Source organism: Pseudomonas sp. AC193 (assembly GCF_979258075.1).
Window position 1 is genome coordinate 4,976,746 of sequence record NZ_OZ409832.1, and the last position, 20,629, is coordinate 4,997,374.

At 60.7% G+C, this 20,629-nt stretch carries 13 protein-coding genes and 2 pseudogenes; 3 read left to right on the forward strand and 12 right to left on the reverse strand.

What is annotated here, in order from left to right; all coding sequences use genetic code 11:
• Positions 1-36: 36 nt before the first annotated feature.
• From ACZZ0D_RS22350 to hutC, 5 genes are all read right to left on the reverse strand, one after another.
• Entirely contained in the window at positions 37-1,005 is a 969-nt protein-coding gene (locus tag ACZZ0D_RS22350; RefSeq protein ID WP_053116616.1) for an ABC transporter substrate-binding protein, read from the reverse strand.
• A gap of 70 nt (positions 1,006-1,075) precedes the next feature.
• Positions 1,076-2,548 carry a purine-cytosine permease family protein gene (locus ACZZ0D_RS22355; protein ID WP_463554313.1) on the reverse strand — a complete coding sequence of 491 codons (1,473 nt, stop codon included), beginning with the start codon at positions 2,546-2,548 and terminating at the stop codon, positions 1,076-1,078.
• 155 nt (positions 2,549-2,703) lie between these two features.
• Positions 2,704-4,371 carry a urocanate hydratase gene (hutU, locus tag ACZZ0D_RS22360; protein ID WP_162130775.1) on the reverse strand — a complete coding sequence of 556 codons (1,668 nt, stop codon included), beginning with the start codon at positions 4,369-4,371 and terminating at the stop codon, positions 2,704-2,706.
• Positions 4,372-4,835: 464 nt separating this feature from the next.
• On the reverse strand, positions 4,836-5,405 hold the full coding sequence (locus tag ACZZ0D_RS22365) for a HutD/Ves family protein (protein ID WP_463554314.1): 570 nt from the start codon (positions 5,403-5,405) through the stop codon (positions 4,836-4,838).
• Between the two features lie 9 nt (positions 5,406-5,414).
• Positions 5,415-6,125 (reverse strand): histidine utilization repressor, encoded by a 711-nt coding sequence (gene hutC, locus ACZZ0D_RS22370; protein ID WP_163013658.1) that lies wholly within the window; start codon positions 6,123-6,125, stop codon positions 5,415-5,417.
• A gap of 146 nt (positions 6,126-6,271) precedes the next feature.
• On the opposite strand from hutC, the gene ACZZ0D_RS22375 reads away from it, so the two are divergent.
• Complete coding sequence (locus ACZZ0D_RS22375) at positions 6,272-7,636, forward strand: formimidoylglutamate deiminase (protein WP_463554315.1); 1,365 nt, start codon at positions 6,272-6,274, stop codon at positions 7,634-7,636.
• A 122-nt stretch (positions 7,637-7,758) separates the two neighbouring features.
• Here the strand turns inward: ACZZ0D_RS22375 and ACZZ0D_RS22380 are convergent, their stop codons facing one another.
• Entirely contained in the window at positions 7,759-8,328 is a 570-nt protein-coding gene (locus ACZZ0D_RS22380; RefSeq protein WP_053116611.1) for a lipocalin family protein, read from the reverse strand.
• 30 nt (positions 8,329-8,358) lie between these two features.
• Complete coding sequence (locus tag ACZZ0D_RS22385) at positions 8,359-8,613, reverse strand: hypothetical protein (RefSeq protein ID WP_053116610.1); 255 nt, start codon at positions 8,611-8,613, stop codon at positions 8,359-8,361.
• Between the two features lie 294 nt (positions 8,614-8,907).
• Between ACZZ0D_RS22385 and ACZZ0D_RS22390 the strand changes: the two are divergent.
• Together ACZZ0D_RS22390 and ACZZ0D_RS22395 are read left to right on the forward strand one after the other, a co-directional pair.
• A pseudogene (locus ACZZ0D_RS22390) lies at positions 8,908-9,930 on the forward strand (HAMP domain-containing protein); the annotation flags it as partial.
• A gap of 93 nt (positions 9,931-10,023) precedes the next feature.
• Entirely contained in the window at positions 10,024-10,788 is a 765-nt protein-coding gene (locus ACZZ0D_RS22395; RefSeq protein ID WP_463554833.1) for a methyl-accepting chemotaxis protein, read from the forward strand.
• Positions 10,789-10,969: 181 nt separating this feature from the next.
• On the opposite strand, the gene ACZZ0D_RS22400 is transcribed toward ACZZ0D_RS22395, so the two are convergent.
• The 5 genes and pseudogenes from ACZZ0D_RS22400 to ACZZ0D_RS22420 form a co-directional block, all read right to left on the reverse strand.
• Positions 10,970-11,572 (reverse strand): DUF924 family protein, encoded by a 603-nt coding sequence (locus ACZZ0D_RS22400; protein ID WP_212544801.1) that lies wholly within the window; start codon positions 11,570-11,572, stop codon positions 10,970-10,972.
• A gap of 3 nt (positions 11,573-11,575) precedes the next feature.
• Positions 11,576-12,586, reverse strand: coding sequence for a class 1 fructose-bisphosphatase (locus ACZZ0D_RS22405; protein WP_007909265.1), 1,011 nt, complete (start codon positions 12,584-12,586; stop codon positions 11,576-11,578).
• Positions 12,587-12,917: 331 nt separating this feature from the next.
• Positions 12,918-14,290 (reverse strand): annotated as a pseudogene (locus tag ACZZ0D_RS22410) (DUF3999 domain-containing protein).
• On the reverse strand, positions 14,287-17,871 hold the full coding sequence (locus ACZZ0D_RS22415; protein WP_463554316.1) for a DUF2339 domain-containing protein: 3,585 nt from the start codon (positions 17,869-17,871) through the stop codon (positions 14,287-14,289). The pseudogene ACZZ0D_RS22410 and the gene ACZZ0D_RS22415 overlap by 4 nt, the downstream one beginning before the upstream one ends.
• A gap of 167 nt (positions 17,872-18,038) precedes the next feature.
• Positions 18,039-20,489: a glycogen/starch/alpha-glucan phosphorylase gene (locus ACZZ0D_RS22420; RefSeq protein WP_212549948.1), complete on the reverse strand. Its 2,451-nt coding sequence runs from the start codon at positions 20,487-20,489 to the stop codon at positions 18,039-18,041.
• Positions 20,490-20,629 lie beyond the last annotated feature (140 nt).

The window sequence follows — 20,629 nt, forward strand, 5'->3', positions numbered from 1 at the left end:
CCCGGCCTGCCTCTCGGTTGGCCGGGAGGTATCGACCTACAGCGCCGCGTCGATTTTCTTGGCTGCGTCGTCACTGACCCACGCATGCCAGACTTCAGGATGTTCCTTGAGGAAGATTTTCGCCAGTTTTGGCGACTCGATGCGTTCCTTGGCCATGCGACCCAGGTTCTGGTTCAGCAGGTCGATCGGCAGGTTGACCTTTTCCAGCACGGCGACCAGTTCCGGGGCTTCGTCGTGGAAGGTCTTGGAGAGGCCGACCTTAATGCTCACGGACTTGTCGACGCCGGGTTTTTCTTCGAGTTTGACCAGGTCAACCTGGCCCATCAGCGGGGTTGGCGACCAGTAGTAGAACAGGATCGGCTCGCCACGCTTGTAGCTCGACAGCACCGCCGCATCCAGCGCCGGGCCGGTGCCTGGGCGGAAGTTGGTGTAGCTGTTTTCCAGACCGTAGCTTTTCAGCATTTCGCTGTTGTCGAGTTCACAAGTCCAGCCGGCCGGGCAGTTGTAGAAACGGCCCTTGGACGGCTCTTCCTGATCCTTGAACACGGCGGCGTACTTGCCCAGATCGGCGATGTTTTTCAGATCCGGTGCTTTCGGTTCCAGCTTGCGTTTGGCGTCGCCTTCGATCACGTAGCGCGGCACGTACCAGCCTTCCACAGCGCCCACCACAGGTGCGCCGACACCGACGACCTTGCCGGCCTTCTCGGCCTTGTTCCAGACCTCGCTGCGGCCGACCCACTCTTCGGCGAACACTTGAATATCGTTGCTGCTCAGGGCGTTTTCCATGGTGATGGAATTGCCCGGCAGGCTGTCGACCTTGCAGTCGTAACCTTTCTCCAGCACCACTTGCAGCACGTCGGTCAGCAGCATGCCGCTTTCCCAGTTCAGGCCGGCAAACTTCACCGGTTTGCCCGACTCGCACCAGCCCGCGGCCTGGGTCGCGCCGGCACTGGCCAACAGGCCCATGGACAGCAATGTGGTCAGCAGGGTCTTGTTCGATTTCATTGTTGTGACGCTCCTAATCATGAATTGGCTTTCGGCAGTCAAGAGGCATCCAGCCCTGTCCACGTCCAAATCAGGCCTGCGCCGCAGCGCGTCCGGCCCCGCTTGTTTTAGGTTGTACAACGCTGTTCTGCTCGACCGGCAGAATCAGTTGATCGGGTACCGCGCTGTGCCATTTTTTCGCGCACACGTAGTAGACGACGGCCGGCAGCACCAGACCGATGATCCAGGAAATATCCACATCACCGAGGGCCGCCACCAGCGGGCCGGTGTAGAACTTGGTGGAGATGAACGGCAGTTGCACTAGCACACCGAACACATAAACGCTGATGCCGAGCATGTTCCAGCGACCGTAGCGACCGTTCGGATCGGCCAGCGCCGGCACCTCGTAGCGCTCACGGGTGATGCAGTAGTAATCCACCAGATTGATCGCGCTCCACGGGGTGAAGAACGCGAGCAGGAACAGGATGAAAGACTTGAACGCACCGAGGAACGAGTGCTGGCCGAGCAGCGCGATCAGGGTCGCTGCGCCGACGATCACCAGTACGAACACCAGACGCTGCATCCGCGTAACCGTCAGGTGGCCTTTGAAACCACTGATGATGGTCGCGATGCACATGAAGCTGCCGTAGGAGTTCAGCGTCGAGATGGTCACCTTGCCGAATGCGATGCTGAAGTACAGCAGCGCAGCGGTGGCTCCGGTGCCGCCCAGGCCGACGATGTAGGCAACTTCGTGACCGGCGAACTGGCCGTTGGCCGAAGCCGCCGCGAACACGCCGAGGATCATCGCCACTTGCGCGCCGACCACTGAACCGGCACCGGCGGCAAAGAAGGTTTTCACCGCCGAGGTATTGCTCGGCAGGTAACGGGAATAGTCAGCCACGTAAGGGCCAAACGCAATCTGCCAGGAGGCCGCGAGCGACACCGCGAGGAGGAAGCTGCTCCAGCTGAAATGACGGATTTGCAGGAGTGCGCCGACGTCGGTCTGGCTCATCAGACGCCAGAACAGGAAGACGAAAGCGATCACGCCAATGACGCTGGCGACACGGCCGATCCAGTGGATCACTCGGTAACCGAGTACCGTGACCACCACGATCACGCTGGCGAAAATCAGGATGCCGACGCTGTCGCTGACATTAAATAACTGGCCCAGCGCCTGACCGGAAAGCACGGTACCGGTCGCGGTGAAACCCAGGTACATCAGGCACACCAAAACGATCGGGATCGCCGCGCCATAAACGCCGAACTGCACACGGCTGGAGATCATCTGCGGCAGGCCGAGTTTCGGCCCTTGCGCGGCGTGCAGCGCCATCACCCCGCCGCCGAGCAATTGACCGATCAACAGACCGATCAGCGACCAGAACACATCACCCCCGAGCACCACGGCCAAAGCCCCGGTGACAATCGCAGTGATTTGCAGGTTGGCGCCCATCCACAGGGTGAATTGGCTGAACAGACGACCGTGTCTTTCCGCTTCCGGGATGTAGTCAATCGAACGCCTTTCGATCAACGGTTTGTTGCTTGCACGATCGGTGTTGACAGCCATGATTCAACCTCTGTGGATTGTTCCGGGTTTTGTTCTTTTTTGGCTTTTGCTTTTGTAGGAGTGAGCCTGCTCGCGATGGCGGTGTGTCAGTCAGCACATTTGCTGAATGTGCCGGCCTCATCGCGAGCAGGCTCACTCCTACAGGGGTTTTGCATTTATTTGCCGGTAATCATCGGCAAGTTCAGGCCCTGTTCCTTGGCGCAGTCGATGGCGATCTGGTAACCGGCATCGGCGTGGCGCATAACGCCAGTGGCCGGGTCGTTGTGCAGCACGCGCGCAATGCGCTCGGCCGCTTCGTCCGTACCGTCGCAGACAATCACCATGCCCGAGTGCTGCGAGAAGCCCATACCAACGCCGCCGCCGTGGTGCAGGGAAACCCAGGTCGCGCCGCTCGCGGTATTCAGCAGAGCGTTGAGCAGTGGCCAGTCGGACACAGCGTCGGAACCGTCCTGCATCGATTCGGTTTCACGGTTAGGGCTAGCCACCGAGCCAGAGTCGAGGTGGTCGCGACCGATGACGATCGGCGCCGACAGCTCACCGCTGCGCACCATTTCGTTGAAGGCCAGACCGAGCTTGGCGCGCAGGCCCAGGCCGACCCAACAGATACGTGCCGGCAGACCCTGGAAGCTGATGCGCTCGCGGGCCATGTCCAGCCAGTTGTGCAGGTGCGCGTCGTCGGGGATCAGCTCTTTGACCTTGGCGTCGGTTTTGTAGATGTCTTGCGGATCGCCGGACAGCGCCGCCCAACGGAACGGGCCGATGCCACGGCAGAACAGCGGACGGATGTAAGCCGGTACGAAACCCGGGAAGTCGAACGCGTTTTCGACGCCTTCTTCCTGCGCCATCTGACGGATGTTGTTGCCGTAGTCGAAGGTCGGAATGCCTTGCTTCTGGAATTCCAGCATCGCTTTAACGTGCACGGCCATCGACTGCTTGGCGGCTTTGATCACAGCGGCCGGCTCGGTCTTGGCGCGGGCGCGGTATTCGTCCCAGGTCCAGCCGGCAGGCAGGTAACCGTTGAGCGGGTCGTGGGCGCTGGTCTGGTCGGTGACCATGTCCGGGCGCACGCCGCGCTTGACCAGTTCCGGCAGAATTTCTGCGGCGTTACCCAGCAGCGCGATGGAGATCGCTTTGCCTTCTTTGGTGTATTTGTCGATGCGTGCCAGCGCGTCGTCGAGGTCTTTGGCTTGCTCGTCGACGTAGCGGCTTTTCAGGCGGAAATCGATGCTCACTTGTTGGCACTCGATGTTCAGCGAGCAAGCGCCGGCCAGGGTTGCCGCCAGCGGTTGTGCGCCGCCCATGCCACCCAAACCGGCGGTCAACACCCACTTGCCGGTGAGGTTGTCGTTGTAGTGCTGGCGACCGGCTTCAACGAAGGTTTCGTAGGTGCCTTGAACGATGCCCTGGCTGCCGATGTAGATCCAGCTGCCGGCGGTCATCTGGCCATACATGGCCAAGCCTTTGGCGTCGAGTTCGTTGAAGTGCTCCCAGCTCGCCCAGTGCGGGACGAGGTTGGAGTTGGCGATCAGTACGCGCGGGGCGTTGCTGTGCGTCTTGAACACGCCGACCGGCTTGCCGGATTGCACCAGCAGGGTCTCGTCGTCATTCAGGTTGGTCAGGCTTTCGACGATTTTGTCATAGCACTCCCAGTTACGCGCGGCGCGACCGATACCACCGTAAACCACCAGCTCTTTCGGGTTCTCGGCGACTTCCGGGTCGAGGTTGTTCATCAGCATGCGCAGCGGCGCTTCGGTCAGCCAGCTCTTGGCGGTCAGCTTGTTGCCGCGGGCGGCACGGATTTCGACGTCGCGAAACTTAGTCATTTTGTTATCAGTCACGAAAGAGACTCCTCAGCGATCAATTCAAACCAACCCTGGCAGTGGGCAAGCAGCCTGTGCGCTTCGCTGCGCGACAAGCGAATCAGTGGACGCTGCGGAGAGTCTCGAACGACTCATACGCATACGTCTTTACTTGTACATACAAGCATATGCAATCAAGCGGCCAACTTGTTGGAGGGCTGTTCAAGAAAAAACGCGGACACGGCTGGAAAGCGCCTGAATCAAGGGTTCTGGCGTGGATGAAATATTTCGAGGGTATGGATGGAGGGGGTTGGAGATTGTTACGAAAGCGTGGTTTTGCGCCACGCTGGGGCGTTCGGTAACAAGTTGGTGCGTGGGTTGGGAACATCCCAAAAGCAAAAGATCGCAGCCTTCGGCAGCTCCTACAGTGGGATTGATGTACACCCTGTAGGAGCTGCCGAAGGCTGCGATCTTTTAAGATTTTTGAATCAGCGCGCCGTCAGCTCAATGACACAGCAAGCGGCATTGGTGGTGACTTCAACCAGTCCGGCGTTACCGTCCAGTTGCAGGCAATCATGGCGACCGAGTTGCGAAACAGCATCACCAACCTGCACTTCCAGCAACTCACTGACACTGAACACCAGCACCGTCCCCGCCGAACTGAACAACCGCTGTTCACCGTCCAGCCACTGCAACCGCGCGCTGTACCGCTGCGGCGCGTAGATCAGGTTGAAGTCGCGAATCGCACCGCCGAGCAGCGTGCAGGAAACCTGGCTTTCACCGCTGAAGGCAAACGGGTCGAGCGGTAACAGCGGCCGCGTATCGTCGCCGTCGACGCACAGGGTCATGCCGTCACCTTGCAACACGGTGATCACCCGCTGATAGCCAGCGAACGTCGAAAAACCACCGGACTCGGCGATGTCGGCAATCGACAGGCGCCAGCCGAAACCGTCCAGCCCGGCACCGGCATCACGGGTTATTTCCTCAGTGCTGCCGCCGCCGTTTTTCCACGGCATGCGCGGGTAGCCTTCGACGCGTAGAACCTTCACTTCACTCATTTATGCCCTCTATTTATGAAACCGTCCTTCCAGACGATGACGAGAACCCGGGTGAATCAATCGCGCCGCCGTCACCGGCTGACGCCCCGACCACGTGCGGCGACGGATCAGCAAGCAAGGCTCACCCTTCTCAATCTGCAGCAACTTGCACTCGGACGGCTCGGCCAGAATCGCTTCAACCACATGCTCGCCCTCGGTCAGCGGAGCCACTTGGTTCAGGTAGGCGTAAGGCGTTTGCAGGGTGAAGTCCTGCTTGAGGTATTCCGGCGCGACCAGCGCGTTGACGAAACGGTCTTCGATTTGCACCGGAATGTCGTTTTCGTAATGCACGATCAGCGAGTGAAAGACCTTCTGCCCTTCACGCATATCCAGCGCCAGCGCGCGTTCGGAACCGGCGGCCTCTTCTTCGAGGGTGATCACCTGGCAGGTGTGGCGATGGCCACGGGAAGCGATTTCGTCGGCAATATTGTGCACTTCGAACAGCGCGGACTGGCTCTTCGGTTCGGCGACAAACGTGCCGACGCCTTGCATGCGCACCAACAGACCATCGGCAGTCATCTCGCGCAACGCGCGGTTGATGGTCATGCGGCTGAAACCGAGTTGATTGACCAGCTCGCTTTCGGACGGCACGCGGTAGTGCGGCGGCCAGTTTCCGCTGTCGATCTGCTGGGTGATCATCTGTTTGACGCGGGCGTACAAGGGCGCCGGACTGTCGCCCATGTTCGCGGCCAACGGGGAGACTGGAGGCGGAGTCGGCACGGTTGATCCCTGTTCATTGGATGAGAGTGGCTAGCTTGCCGGAGTTTACCGGGCAGGCAAACGTCTGTATATGTATATACAAATAACACACGATGGGGTGCTGAACCATGTCCGCCTTCTTTGCCGAACGCGCGCTGCTGCCTAACGGATGGGCCAACAATGTACGTCTTGAGGTCAGCGCCGAGGGCCTGCTGACCCAAATCCAGGCCGATTCCACCGCAGATGGCGCCGAACGACTGAGCGGGCCGTTGCTGCCGGGGATGCCCAATCTGCACTCCCACGCCTTCCAGCGTGCGATGGCCGGACTGGCCGAAGTGGCCGGCAACCCGAACGACAGTTTCTGGACGTGGCGCGATTTGATGTATCGCCTCGTCGGAAAAATCAGCCCGGATCAGCTCGGTGTGATCGCCCGTCAGCTGTACATCGAAATGCTCAAGGCCGGTTACACCTCGGTGGCCGAATTCCACTATGTGCACCACGACAGCAATGGTCAGCCGTACGCCGATCCGGCTGAACTGGCGTTGCGTATCAGTCAGGCGGCGAGTGAAAGCGGCATCGGTCTGACCTTGCTGCCGGTGCTCTACAGCCACTCCGGTTTCGGCGGGCAAACGCCTAACGATGGCCAGCGCCGTTTTATCAACAGCACCGAAAATTACCTGAATCTGCAGTCGCGTTTGCAGCCGTTACTGGCGCAGCAAAAAGCGCAATCGCTGGGGCTGTGCTTCCACTCGTTGCGCGCGGTGACGCCGCAGCAGATCAGCGAAGTGTTGGCGGCCAGCGACAAGCAATGCCCGATTCACATTCACATCGCCGAACAGCAGAAAGAAGTCGACGACTGCCTGAGCTGGAGCGGTCGGCGTCCGCTGCAATGGCTGAACGAAAATGCCGAAGTCGATCAGCGCTGGTGTCTGGTGCATGCCACCCACGCCAATCCGGAAGAGGTCACGCTGATGGCCAAGAGTCGCGCCATCGCGGGGCTGTGCCTGACCACTGAAGCCAACCTGGGCGACGGGATTTTCCCGGCGGTGGATTTTCTCGCGCAGGGCGGGCGCATGGGCATCGGTTCCGACAGCCATGTCTCGCTGAGTGTGGTGGAAGAATTGCGTTGGCTGGAATACGGCCAGCGTCTGCGTGATCAGCGGCGTAACCGCTTGTACGGCGCGGATCAGCCGATGGTCGGGCGCACCCTGTATGACGCGGCGCTGGATGGCGGCGCGCAAGCGCTGGGGCAGCCGATTGGTGCGCTGGTGGTTGGCAAACGGGCGGACTGGATTGTGCTCGATGGCAATGATCCGTATCTGGCGACGGCCAGTGGCGACGGGATTTTGAATCGCTGGTTGTTTGCCGGAGGAGATCGTCAGGTGCGTGATGTGTTGGTCAATGGCCAGTGGGTTGTGCGTGATGGCCGGCATGCCGGGGAAGAGGACAGCGCCCGCGCGTTCACCCAAGTCCTGCGCGACCTTTTGGGCTGACACAAAACAAAAAATGTGGGAGCGGGCTTGCTCGCGAAGAGGTCGTATCAGTCGACTGAAATGTTGACTGATACACCGCTTTCGCGAGCAAGCCCGCTCCCACATTTGATCTGTGGCGATGCTTAATTCGAGGTCTTGGCCATCTGCCGTTCCGACGCTCGCCAGATCAATCGCGTGGTGTCATAGCCCTGCTGACGCGCCTTGCTCAGCAACTCTTCACGCACCACACCGTTAACGGTCGGCGTGCGCGACAGCAGCCACATGTACTTGCGACTCGGGTCGCCGACGATGGCGGTCTTGTAGTCATCGCTGACGTACAGCACCCAGTATTCGCCTTTCGCCACACCCGGAATCAGACGCGAGAACCAGGTATCGAACTCGACCCACAATTTGTCGGTCTTGCCCGGCACTTGTGGATAAGCCGTGCCCTTCACTTCTTCCCACTGCCATTGCGGGGTCAGGCAGCGATTGAGCACCGCGACGTTGCCGTCAGGCTTGAGGGTGTAATGCGCTTCGGATTGCGCGCAGTCGCGCTGGAAGTACATCGGCAAACGCGCCAGCTCATACCAGGTCCCTTGGTAACGCTTGAGATTGACGCTGTTGACGGTCTTCGGCGCCAACGGATCTACGCCGGAAGTGGCGCAGCCGGCCAGTACCAGGCCGGCAAAAAGGACAAGCAATAACCGCTTCATTTTTCTTCTCCGTGGGCGCGAGGCCCCGGTTTACTTCAGGCCTTGGCCGGAAAACATCAGCACTTTGTCACCGGCGTACTGCACGCTGATAAAGCTGTTTTTGTCGCCCCAGGTGCAACTGGACATGCCGAGCGCGCCCGAGCAATCAGTCGGTTTGCCCAACAAGGTCTCCACTTCGGTCTTGGCCATGCCGGCCGAGAGCTTCGAGTAGTTTTCCTGATTGATCTTGCCGCAGGCGGCCAACAGCACGCAGAACGACAAAAGGGCGATAGATCGCAGCGACATGGTGTAACTCCTGGAACGGAAGGGGGATGGCATGGGGCCAACCAGAAGCTTAGAAGAGAAAAGTGGTGTCTGGTTCCCTCCCGGGACGCCTATTTATTGCTCCGCTCGTCTGGCTTTTGCCGATAAATCAGACACTTTGTCGCGCTTTTGAGCATTTCGTCGCAATTCGCAAAAAAGGCCTAATCTTTGGCGCGCCCCGGTCGAAACAAGAGCAGCGCAAAGCCTCCCTGTGTGGCAAGTTGCCGGCCTTTCTTGATCAGCCCCTTCGCGGTAGCTCATTCGATGACCAAAAACATGAAATTCAGCCACAAGATTTTGTTGGCTGCCGCCCTCGTGGTGGCCGTTGCGTTCGCCTGTTTCATTTTCTTCAACGACTATCGACAGCGCGAAGCTCTGAGCAGCAGCACCGAAGCGTCGATGCAGGAACTGGGCAGCCTGACCACCAGCAACATCCAGACCTGGCTGGAGAGCCGCATTCAATTGCTGCAATCGATGTCCCAGCAAGTGGTAGTCGACGGCAACGCCCCGGCCAGCCTCAAACGCATCATCGACCTGCCCGCCTACACCGGCAATTTCCAGCTCAGCTACTTCGGTGGTGCCGACGGCGTGATGTTCTCCGTGCCGGCCGGCAACCGCGCGCCGGATTACGACCCGCGCGCACGCGGCTGGTATAAAGCGGCGAACAGCGCGCAGCAGACCATCGTCACCGAACCGTACATCGCCGCCTCCTCGGGCAAACTGGTGATCACCGTCGCCACCCCGGTGCAGCGCCAAGGGCAGATGCTCGGCGTCGCCGGTGCCGACATCGATCTGACCAGCGTCAGCGCGATCATCAACTCGCTGAACTTCGGCGGTCACGGTCACGCGTTCATCGTCAGCGCCGACGGCAAGATCCTGATTCACCCGGACAGCAAACTGGTGCTCAAGACCCTCGCCGAGGCCTACCCGAACGGTGCGCCGAAAGTCACTCCGGGCCTGAAGGAAGTCGAGTTCGACGGCAAGACGCAGTTGATCTCTTTCACCCACGTCAACGGTGTGCCATCTGCCGACTGGTACGTGGCGCTGGTGCTCGATAAAGACACCGCGTTCGCCATGCTCAGCGAATTCCGCACCTCGGCACTGATCGCCATGGTCATCGCCGTAGTGATCATCATCGCCCTGCTCGGCATGCTCATCCGCGTGTTGATGCAGCCGCTGCTGACCATGGGTCGCGCCATGCATGACATCGCCGAAGGTGAAGGCGATCTGACCAAACGTCTGGTGATCCACGGCAACGATGAATTCGGCGCGCTGGGCACTTCGTTCAACCGTTTTGTTGAGCGCATCCACACCTCGATCCGCGAAGTGTCCTCGGCCACCGGCCAGGTCAACGAAGTCGCCCTGCGCGTAGTCGCGGCGTCGAACTCGTCGATGTACAACTCGGATCAGCAAGCCACCCGCACCAACAGCGTCGCCGCCGCGATCAATCAGCTCGGCGCCGCCGCGCAGGAAATCGCCCAGAACGCCGCGCTCGCCTCGCAGCATTCGAGCCATGCGCGCAGCCTCGCGGTGGACGGTCAGCAGGTGGTGGATAAAACCATTTCGGCCATGCAACAGCTGTCGGCGAAGATCAGCGACTCCTGCGGCAACATCGAAACGCTGAACGCCAACACGGTGAACATCGGCCAGATTCTCGAAGTGATCACCAGCATTTCCCAGCAGACCAATTTGCTCGCGCTCAACGCCGCGATCGAAGCGGCGCGTGCCGGTGAAGCCGGGCGTGGTTTCGCCGTGGTAGCCGATGAAGTGCGCAATCTGGCGCACCGCACTCAGGACTCGGCGCAGCAAGTGCAGAAGATGATCGAAGAACTGCAGGTCGGCGCACGTCAGGCGGTCAGCATCATGACCGAGAGCCAGCGCGAGAGCGAAAGCAGCGTCGGCATTGCCAATCAGGCTGGTGAGCGTCTGGGCAGCGTGACTCAGCGTATTGGTGAAATCGACGGGATGAACCAGTCGGTGGCCACGGCGACTGAAGAGCAGACGGCGGTGGTCGAGTCGATCAATGTCGATATCAACGAGATCAACACGCTGAATCAGGAAGGTGTGGAGAACTTGCAGGCGACGTTGCGGGCTTGCTCGGATCTGGAGCAGCAGGCGGCGCGGTTGAAGCAGTTGGTGGGTAGTTTCCGCATTTAAGATCAAGGGCTTTACCCCCTCACCCCAGCCCTCTCCCCCAGGGGGGCGAGGGGGAAAGGGAGCAGATCTTCGCGCTGTTCAAACCTGAGTTCGACTCGATATCTCAGGTCGATGTATCAAGCCCAGACACCTCGGTCAGTCCCCTCTCCCTCCGGGAGAGGGCTAGGGTGAGGGTAAGCCCTTAGAACCTTGACCCAGGTTCGGAAAGAAACACCAACTCCTCCACCGTAGACTCCCGCCCCAACACCGCATTGCGATGCGGAAACCGGCCAAACCGCGCGATCACTTTCTGATGCCGTTCGGCATAATCCAGGTTATCGGCAAACACCGCCCGTTCACCTTCCGGCTGTTCAGCCACCAGTTCGATAAACCTGGAAACGGCCTCGTTCTGCACCGCGAGGTTTTCGCAGTGTTCGAACACCAGATAAATAAACACACGCTGGATCGGTTTCAACTGCCGATCAAAATCCGCCGCAATGCCTTGGGCGACGAGTTTCTGCGCGCGCAGATCACCGGAAAACGCTTTGGGGGTGTCGCGAAAGATCATTCGCGGCAGTTGATCGAGCAGTAACACCAGCGCCAGCCAACCTTCGGGACGTTGCGTCCACTCGGTCAATTCGCCAGCCAGGGCCTGATCGACAAAGACCCCGAAACGCGTCTGCGCTTCGAGGTCTTGGCTGTCTCGCTTACCGAACCATAACTTGCCCTTGTCAGCCGAAATGTCGTCCGGTGATTCGGCATGTCCGAACCACCAATCGAGCAACGGCTGCCAGGGCGCGGTCATGGTTTATTCCTTGTGGTAAGCCGTCGCGCGTGCGACTTCTTCTTTCGAGCCGAGGAACACCGCTACGCGCTGGTGCAGGCCTTCAGGCTGGATGTCGAGGATGCGCTGGTGACCGTCGGTGGACGCGCCGCCCGCTTGTTCCACAAGGAACGACATCGGGTTGGCTTCGTACATCAGACGCAGTTTGCCTGGTTTGGATGGCTCACGGCTGTCGCGCGGGTACATGAACAGACCGCCACGGGTCAGGATGCGGTGTACGTCGGCAACCATCGCCGCGACCCAACGCATGTTGTAGTTCTTTTTCAGCGGACCTTCTTCACCGGCCAGCAACTCGCCAACGTAACGTTGTACCGGGGCTTCCCAGTGACGCTGGTTGGACATGTTGATGGCGAATTCCTGGGTCGATTCAGGAATGGTGATGTCTTCGTGAGTCAGCACGAAGCTGCCCATTTCGCGGTCCAGGGTGAAGCCTTTGACGCCGTCGCCCAGGGTCAGCACCAGCATGGTTTGCGGGCCGTAGATTGCGTAACCGGCGGCAACTTGCTGAGTGCCTGGCTGCAGGAACGCTTTCTCGTTCAGCGGCTCGTTCTGGCTCAGGTATTCGTTCGGGCAACGCAGTACCGAGAAGATGGTGCCGACCGGGGCGTTGATGTCGATGTTCGACGAGCCGTCCAGTGGGTCAAATACCAGCAGGTACGCGCCTTTCGGGTATTTACCCGGGATCTGATAGGCATTGTCCATTTCTTCGGACGCCATGCCGGCCAGGTGACCGCCCCATTCGTTGGCTTCGAGCAGGATCTCGTTGGAGATCACGTCGAGTTTCTTCTGCACTTCGCCTTGGACGTTTTCAGTGCCCATGCTGCCCAGAACACCACCCAGGGCGCCTTTGGACACGGCGTGGCTGATTTCTTTGCAAGCACGCGCGACCACTTCGATCAGGAAACGCAGATCGGCAGGAGTGTTATTGCTGCGGGTCTGCTCAATCAAATAGCGACTCAGGGTAACGCGGGACATGGACGGCTCCGGTGGAATGGGGGGCTAAAAACCCGCGCAGTTTACAGGGAGTCTGAAACCGTAGCGAGCGAAGACGCCCGGTAACGTGCGTTGGGGTGTAATTGCCTGCATGAGACGTGATTGTCGGTGGAGAGTTCAGGTAGCGGATTTAGCGTAGTCCGGTTCGGGACGGATGGTGCAGGGTGGGCGCGACAGTTTGTGGATTTTTGTTGTTTGGGAAAACGCTATCGCGAGCAGGCTCACTCCTACAGTTGATGGTATTCCAACTGAAGAAATGCGTTCCCCTGTAGGAGTGAGCCTGCTCGCGATCGGGTGCACAGCACCCGCTTTTTCAGGATTTAGCGGGAGGCTTGCGCAACAAGCTAAACGCCATCGCCCCAAGGAACACCACACTCAGCAACAACACCGCCCACAACCCGATCTTCTTCCAATTGGTCTCCGCCACCGCCGCCGTCGTGGCCGTCGTGGCCGTCGAAGTCTGCGTCGCCACCACTCCCCCCCAACCACAGCCTTACCCAGCCCTACCAACTTCTCCGGTTTGAAATCCGGAATCAGCGTCGCCAACGGCAGATTCGCCGTTTTCACCGTCGCATTGCCCACCGCCAGACTGTACGGCCCCTCGCCGCGCGCAAGGAAAATCACCTGGGTCGCGCGCACTGCATATTTCAGGCTCGGCGCCTGCTCACCCAGACCACCGCCGCGCTCATCCACCGTCAACTTCAACTGCTGCACGGTTTGCCCGTAGAGCTGCAATTCGTTCTGCACCACATCCTGGCCATTCTGCGTCAGGCGATACAGCAAACCGTTGCTCAGTTCCTGCCACGGCAAGCTGCTTTCGCGGCGCCCGGCCAATGTCACCGGCGCCAGACTGTTCGGTTGTTTCAGCTCGACCTGCACGCGCTCGACGTTCAGCCCCATCGGCAACTGCCAGCTGTACTCGCCAGCCTTGGTGCTGCTGCCAGCCAACGCTTGCGACCAGACCAACGGCAGCGGAACGTTGCGCGGATCGCTGCTTTTCAACTGTGCCGAGGTGATGGTCGGCGCCGAACTCGGCGAATCCCACAACAGGCGCAAATAGCGCGCGGATTGCCCCGGCAACGTCACTTCATGCTGCTCGATGCGCTCATCGGAAAACGTCAGGCGCGCGACCTGGCCCTCGCCCCACGGCTGCCAGTGCTGCAAGTCATCACTGGCTTCGATGCTGAAACGCTGAAAGCCATCGCGCTCGCTGGTCCAGTCGAGGATCAACTGCTGCAACGGCGCCTTGATCGCGCTGGCATCGAGCAGCCAACCGCGCAGCACTTCCTCGCCCGCCTCCAGCTGACTCGACGGCTGCACTTCGACCAGCGTGCCGTTGGTGGTCGACTGCACGCGCACGTTCGGCACGTGTTCATTCGAATCGGCGGCGTTGTACAGCGGGAACCACTTCACCTCGTGCAACTGACCGTCATCGCGGGTCTGCGCCGATTCGCGCGCCAAGGCGTACGCCTGCGCTTCGCCGGCGGCGTTGAACACGCGCAGGTCACTGAGATCGGTCTGGCGCGCCTGCAATTGCACATTCAGCGGCAGTTCGAGGCGATACCACGGCCCGTCGCCGCTGACCGACAGCGGCACTTGCGTGGCGAAGTCCGCCGGTTTTTCCTGGGCGCCGGCAGCCATCACCACACCCAACGCCAACCAACCCAGATTCAGCATGCGACTCAAGATGAAACTCCTTCGGTGTCCGGGGCCGGTTTGTCCGCCGCCGGGTCAGCGTCGACGCGTTTGGGCGGCAGCGGCGCGAAATAGCCGACCACCAGCAGCAACACGCCCACGCCGATAAACGAGACGATCCGGGCGAGGCCGCCACGGTTGCTCAATTCGACAAAAATCAGTTTGGCCACGACCAGCGCAATCAGCGCCGCGCCGATCAGCCACACTTCGCGACGATGACGCAGATGCCCGCCGATCATCAGCCCCAGCGCCATCAGCGTCCAGACGATGGACAAGCCCGCCTGCACCAGCATCGAAGCGAGCAGCGTATCCAGCTCAAACGGAATCCCCGCCCAATGGTGCGCGGCGCGGGTGACCAACGCCGTGCAGAAGGCGAACAGCGAAACCCCGGCGATCAATTGCGTCGCGTATTCGGCGTAGTCCTGACGAATCGACAGCTGCGAAACCGCACTGCGCGACCACACATAAACGCCGAACAGCGCGAACAGCAAACCCAACTCCAACGGGTTGAGCAGCGGCACGTACGGCAACGGTTCGGCATTGCCATCGCTGACGCCATTCGCCAGCCAGAACCACGCGAGCATCAGCACCGCCAACGGCGCAGCGGCGTACAAGCGGTACTCGCGGGCAAACGACGCCACCGGCCACGGCCAGGCGCGCGGTGCCGCCGCCATCAGCAGATACAGGCTCGGCAGAATCGCCCAGCCCAACCAGCGCCAGGCGTTGTATTGCTCGGACAACAACAGCAGGCCGTAGCGCAATTCCAGCGCCAGCACGCCGATCAATAGCCAGCAGCCCAGCACATGCGCGGTGCTCAAAGCGCGCGCCGGCAACATCGGCGCCAAGCGGCGCAGACTGAAGAAATGCACGGCGAACACCGCTGCCCACGCCAGCCAACCGAAATCGGCCGCCGGGTGATAACGCGAATGCCAGACAGCGAGCAACACCAGCCCCGCCGCCGGAATCAGCAAGGTGCAAAGCAAACCCAGCGCCGGCCATTTCAGGCGCAGCGACAACACCGTCCACAACGCCACGCTCACCGCTGCAACCAACAGCAGCAACGTGCCTTGCAGATTCGGCGTAGCAAAACGCAGCACTTCACTGACCCACGCCAGCGCCCACCAACCCGCGCCCCACACCAGCAAAACTTCGGACAAACGCTGCAAACTCAACGCATCGAACGCCGAAGCGTGATTGCCCAGTTGCAGGCGCCACGCACCGATCATCGCGGCCAGCCCCAGCACCAGCGGCGTCCAGAATCCGCCGTGGGCCAACGGTTTCAGTCCTTCGCTGGACAGCGGCCCGAGCAGCTCCGGGCCTGCGAACAGAAACGCCGCGCCACCAATCAACTGCAATAAAAGACCGAAGACAAAACTCACGCGCTGCTTGAGGTACAGGCTCAGCCAGATAATCAACAAACCACTCGCGGCCCACACCGCGCTCGCGGTTTGCCACGGCAGCACGAACAGCACCGCCAGATTGATCAGCACCAGACCGGCCAGCAACACCACCGACAAACCGCGCAGCAGGCGTACATCGCTGCGCACCATTTCATCGCGAGCCGCCAACAGCATGCCGGCGATCAACGCCAGACCAATCAGCGAAGCACTGAGCAAACCGCTCCAACCGGCGCTGAACACCGCCGCTGAATCCGCGCCCGCGCCTTGCAGACGCAACAGGAACAAAGCGCCGCCGAGCAATTGCACAGCAAACGCGGTGAACAGGAACGTGCGCGACTGAATCCGCAGGCCGACGAACAACGTCACCAACCCGGCCAGCGCCCAACTGATCGCCGTGCCCTGCGTGAAGAAAAACAGCGGCGCCAGCAGGTAGAGGAAGGTCAGGCCCAGACAGGCCAACATTGGCAGGCCTTGACGCTCCCATGGCGAAGCCTGCTCCGCCGAGGCCTTGCGCAGTTGATAAAAGCTGAACAGCAAAGCGCTGCCGAGCATCAACGCGCCGAGCGGAGCACCGTCGAGCAGGCTGCTTTCGCCAACCCGCAACTGACTGAGAAACGCCAACGCCGAGCCCAGTTGCAGCAGCAACGCGAACGCCCGCGCAAACGGTCGATGTTGACGCAGACCGAGCCAGAAAATCCCCGCCCCCTCCACGGCCCACGCCGCCGACGTCCAGCGCGCATCGAGCCCCAGCGGAATCGCCAGACTGGCGAAAATCACCCCGAGCGCCAGACAGGTTTCGCCCAGCAACGCCGCGCGGCCACCCATTAACACCTTGGCCAGCGCCATGTAAATCATGCCGAGCGCCAGCGCGCTGAACGCGGCGGCGAACTCCAGATGCTGCACCAACGCAAACTGCAATCCGAAACCAATGATCGGCGGGCCGAACAGCATCGTCCCATCGACGTAATCGCCCTTGCGCGCCGACCAGTGCAGCAAGGCATCACGGTCGCCGTCCGCCGGGGCATCGGGCATATCGAGCAATTTGCGTCGAGCAAACAACAGGCCGATGCCGAGGTACATCAGGAAGAACAGAATCAGAAACGGCTCGGTGCTCCACAACAGCTCCGGCGCATACGAACGCAGGCCCCAGGCGAAGCCGATGCCGAAGGTGCCGACGAAGCCGATCAAGTTGAGCAGGCGCCAGGCCTTGAACCAGGCGATGGCGAGAATGCCGGCGTTGAGCAACGCGAAATAACTGAACAGCGCGACGTGGTTGCCGGCCCCGGTCGAGGTCAGGATCGGCGCGGCGAAACCGCCCAATGCGGCTGCGGCAGCCAGGCCCAGCGCATCCTGGGTGATCGCCAGAATCGCCGAGAACACCGTGACCGCGACCAGCAATCCAAGCGCGGCAGAAGGATCGAGCAGCGGATGCAGACGCATCGCCGCAAATACCGTCAGGTACAACACCGCGATCCCGGTGCCTTGCAGCATCAATGCGTAATTACTGTTGCGATTGCGTAGCCACCAGCCCAGCGCGAGCAAGCCCAGCGCGGCGGCTGCGACACCGGCGTAACGCAACTCGATCGGCACGACCATGCCTTCGGTGGCGTAACGCAGCAGGAACGCCAGACCGAAAAACAACAACACCACGCCGACGCGCAGCACGGTGTTGCCGCCGAACAGCCAATTGCGCGCGGCACTGATGCCGCGCTCGATGAGATTCGGGCCACGGGGTTCGGCGGTTTTTTGTGGTTCCGGAGTAACGGCGTCGAGGTTCCAGACATCGGCGGGCAGCGGTTGGCTGGTTTCGCTGGCGACGGCGGAAATCGGTTCGAGTTCGGGTGGCAGCTCCCAGACCAGTTCCGGTGCGGGGGCTTCTTCGACGGTTTTGGCGGGTTCTGCGACGGTCTCGGTTACCGGTGCTGCACTCGGTGGCGGGGCGGCACGAACCGGCGCACCTTCTAGCAAAAACAGCCGCTGCTCCACGCCCTGCAGCGCGACCTTCGCCTGTTCAAGTTGCTGCTGTTGCTCAGCCGCTTGCGAGCCAAGCCGAGCAATGCGCAGCGTCTGCCCGATCACCAGCCCCAGCAACGCGCCCAACAGCGCATCACTGAACGACTCGTCGAGCAGCCAGCCGAGCATCAGCCCGATCAACATGAACATCCATTGCATGGTCGATATCCCTAAGCGCGAAGGCCAATCCGGGAAGATTAGCGCAGCCTGACCCAAAAAGATCGCAGCCTGCGGCAGCTCCTACAGGGTTATGCGAACACCTGTGCAGGAGCTGCCGAAGGCTGCGATCTTTTCCGGCGCGCGATTATATCGAGCCGAGCGGAAAGTTACTCCAGTGCTTTCCAGATCTCCGTGGCGTACTCACGAATCGTCCGGTCTGACGAGAACCAGCCCATCCGCGCCGTGTTGAGCACCGCTGAGCGCCACCAGTTATTCGAATCATGCCAATGCGCTTCAACGCGTTTCTGCGCTTCCCAGTACGAGTCGAAATCAGCGCAGACCAGAAAGCGGTCGTAATCCACCAGCGAGTCGATCAACCCGGTGTAGCGCGAAGTATCGTCTGGCGAGAACACCCCACTGCGGATCGCTTGCAACACATCGTTCAAACGATGCGACGCGGCGATGTCCGGCAAGGCGCTGAACTCATGATTCTGTTTACGCGCCTCAACCTGCTGCGCGCTGAGACCAAAGATAAACATGTGCTCGGCGCCGATGCGCTCGCACATTTCCACGTTGGCGCCGTCCAGCGTACCGATGGTCAGCGCGCCGTTGAGGCCGAACTTCATGTTGCTGGTGCCCGACGCCTCGAAACCGGCAGTGGAAATCTGCTCGGACAAGTCCGCCGCCGGAATAATGCTCTCCGCCAGACTGACGTTGTAGTTGGGCAGGAACACCACTTTCAGCAGGCCACGCACCGTCGGATCGTTATTCACCACCCGGGCGATGTCGTTGGTCAGTTTGATGATCAGTTTGGCCTGGTGATAACTCGCCGCCGCTTTACCGGCGAAGATTTTCACCCGTGGTACCCAGTCGACTTCCGGCTCGGCGCGAATCGCCTGATACAGCGCCACGGTGTGCAGCAGGTTGAGCAGCTGGCGTTTGTATTCGTGGATCCGTTTGACCTGCACGTCGAACATCGCCGCCGGATTGACGGCAATGCCCAAGCGTTCATGAATCAGATAAGCCAGCGCTTTTTTGCTGTGCAGGCGTTGTTCGGCGAAAGCTTTGCGGAACGCGGGCTTCTCGGCGAACGGTTCAAGATCGAGCAAGCGCTCTTCCGCGTTATCCAGCAGATCCGGGCCCAATGCGTCGACCAGCATCGAGGTCAGTTCCGAGTTGGCCTGATACAGCCAGCGGCGGAAAGTAATGCCGTTGGTTTTGTTGTTGATCCGCTCCGGGTAGAGCTTGTGCAGTTCGGCGAACACGGTTTTACGCATCAGCTGCGTGTGCAATCCGGATACACCGTTGACGCTGTGCGAACCGAGGAACGCGAGGTTGCCCATGCGCACGCGGCGACCGTTGTCTTCTTCGATCAGCGACACGGCGCGGAGCACGTCGAAATCGTGAATGCCTTTGGCGCGCAGCGAATCGATGTGCTGGGCGTTGATCAGGTAAATGATCTGCATGTGCCGGGGCAGCATGCGTTCCATCAGGCCCACCGGCCAAGTTTCCAGCGCTTCCGGCAGCAGCGTGTGGTTGGTGTACGACAGCGTATCGACCGTCACTTGCCACGCCGCGTCCCATGCCACGTCGTAGACGTCGACCAGTTGTCGCATGAGTTCGGCGACGGCAATCGAAGGGTGGGTGTCGTTGAGCTGAATCGCCGCGTGATCGCCCAGCGTCAGCACCGAGGTGTGCATGTTGCGATGGCGACGCAGCAGATCCTGCAACGAGGCGGCGACGAAGAAGTATTCCTGACGCAGGCGCAGCTCTTGCCCTGCTTCGGTGCTGTCTGCCGGGTAGAGCACGCGCGAGATACTTTCGGCGCGAGCAACCTCGGCGACGGCGCCCAAGTGGTCACCGGCGTTGAAGCGCTCAAGGTGCAAATCCTCCATGGCGCGGGCACGCCACAGACGCAGCGTATTGACGCTTGCCCCGCGCCAGCCCACCACCGGCGTGTCGTAGGCAATCGCGCGGACGGTTTCTGCCGGCGACCAGACTTGTTTAGATTTGCCGCTGACGTCGGTGACGGTTTCAACGCTGCCACCAAAGCCGATGGAGTAGACGACCTCTGGCCGCTCAAACTCCCACGGGTTACCGAAATCCAGCCAGTGCTCGGTCTGCTCTTGTTGCCAGCCATCGACGATAGCCTGGCGGAACAAACCGTGTTCATAACGAATGCCGTAACCGTGGCCGGCGATGCCGAGGGTCGACATGCTTTCCATAAAGCACGCCGCCAGACGACCGAGGCCACCGTTACCGAGCGCGGCGTCGGGCTCCAGCAAGCGGATGCGTTCGAGATCGACACCGAGTTCGGTCAACGCTTCACGGGCGACGTCGAGCAGGCCAAGGTTGCTCAGGCTGTCGTAGAGCAAACGGCCGATGAGGAACTCCAGCGAGAGGTAATACACCCGCTTCTGGCCTTTGCGGTAGATCTGCCGGGTGTGATCCATCCAGTGCTCGACCATGTGATCGCGCGCAGCCAAAGCGATGGCTTCGAACCAGTCATGGTCGAAGGCGTGATCAGGGTCTTTGCCCACCGCGTAGGTGAGTTTGGTCAGGACGGCATCGCGGAATGCGGCCACCTCTGCTTCGCGAACTAGTGGTTCTTGAGTCATCAATGGGACCCTCGAGCGAGCGGGAATTGTCTGAGCCTAGACGGTCTGACCGACGGTGAGGGCTCTGGTTCGGCAGTATTTCCTGAGACGGTGAGATGGCCCGGCATAACCCTGGCGGCTGGGCTAATGAATGCAGGGGC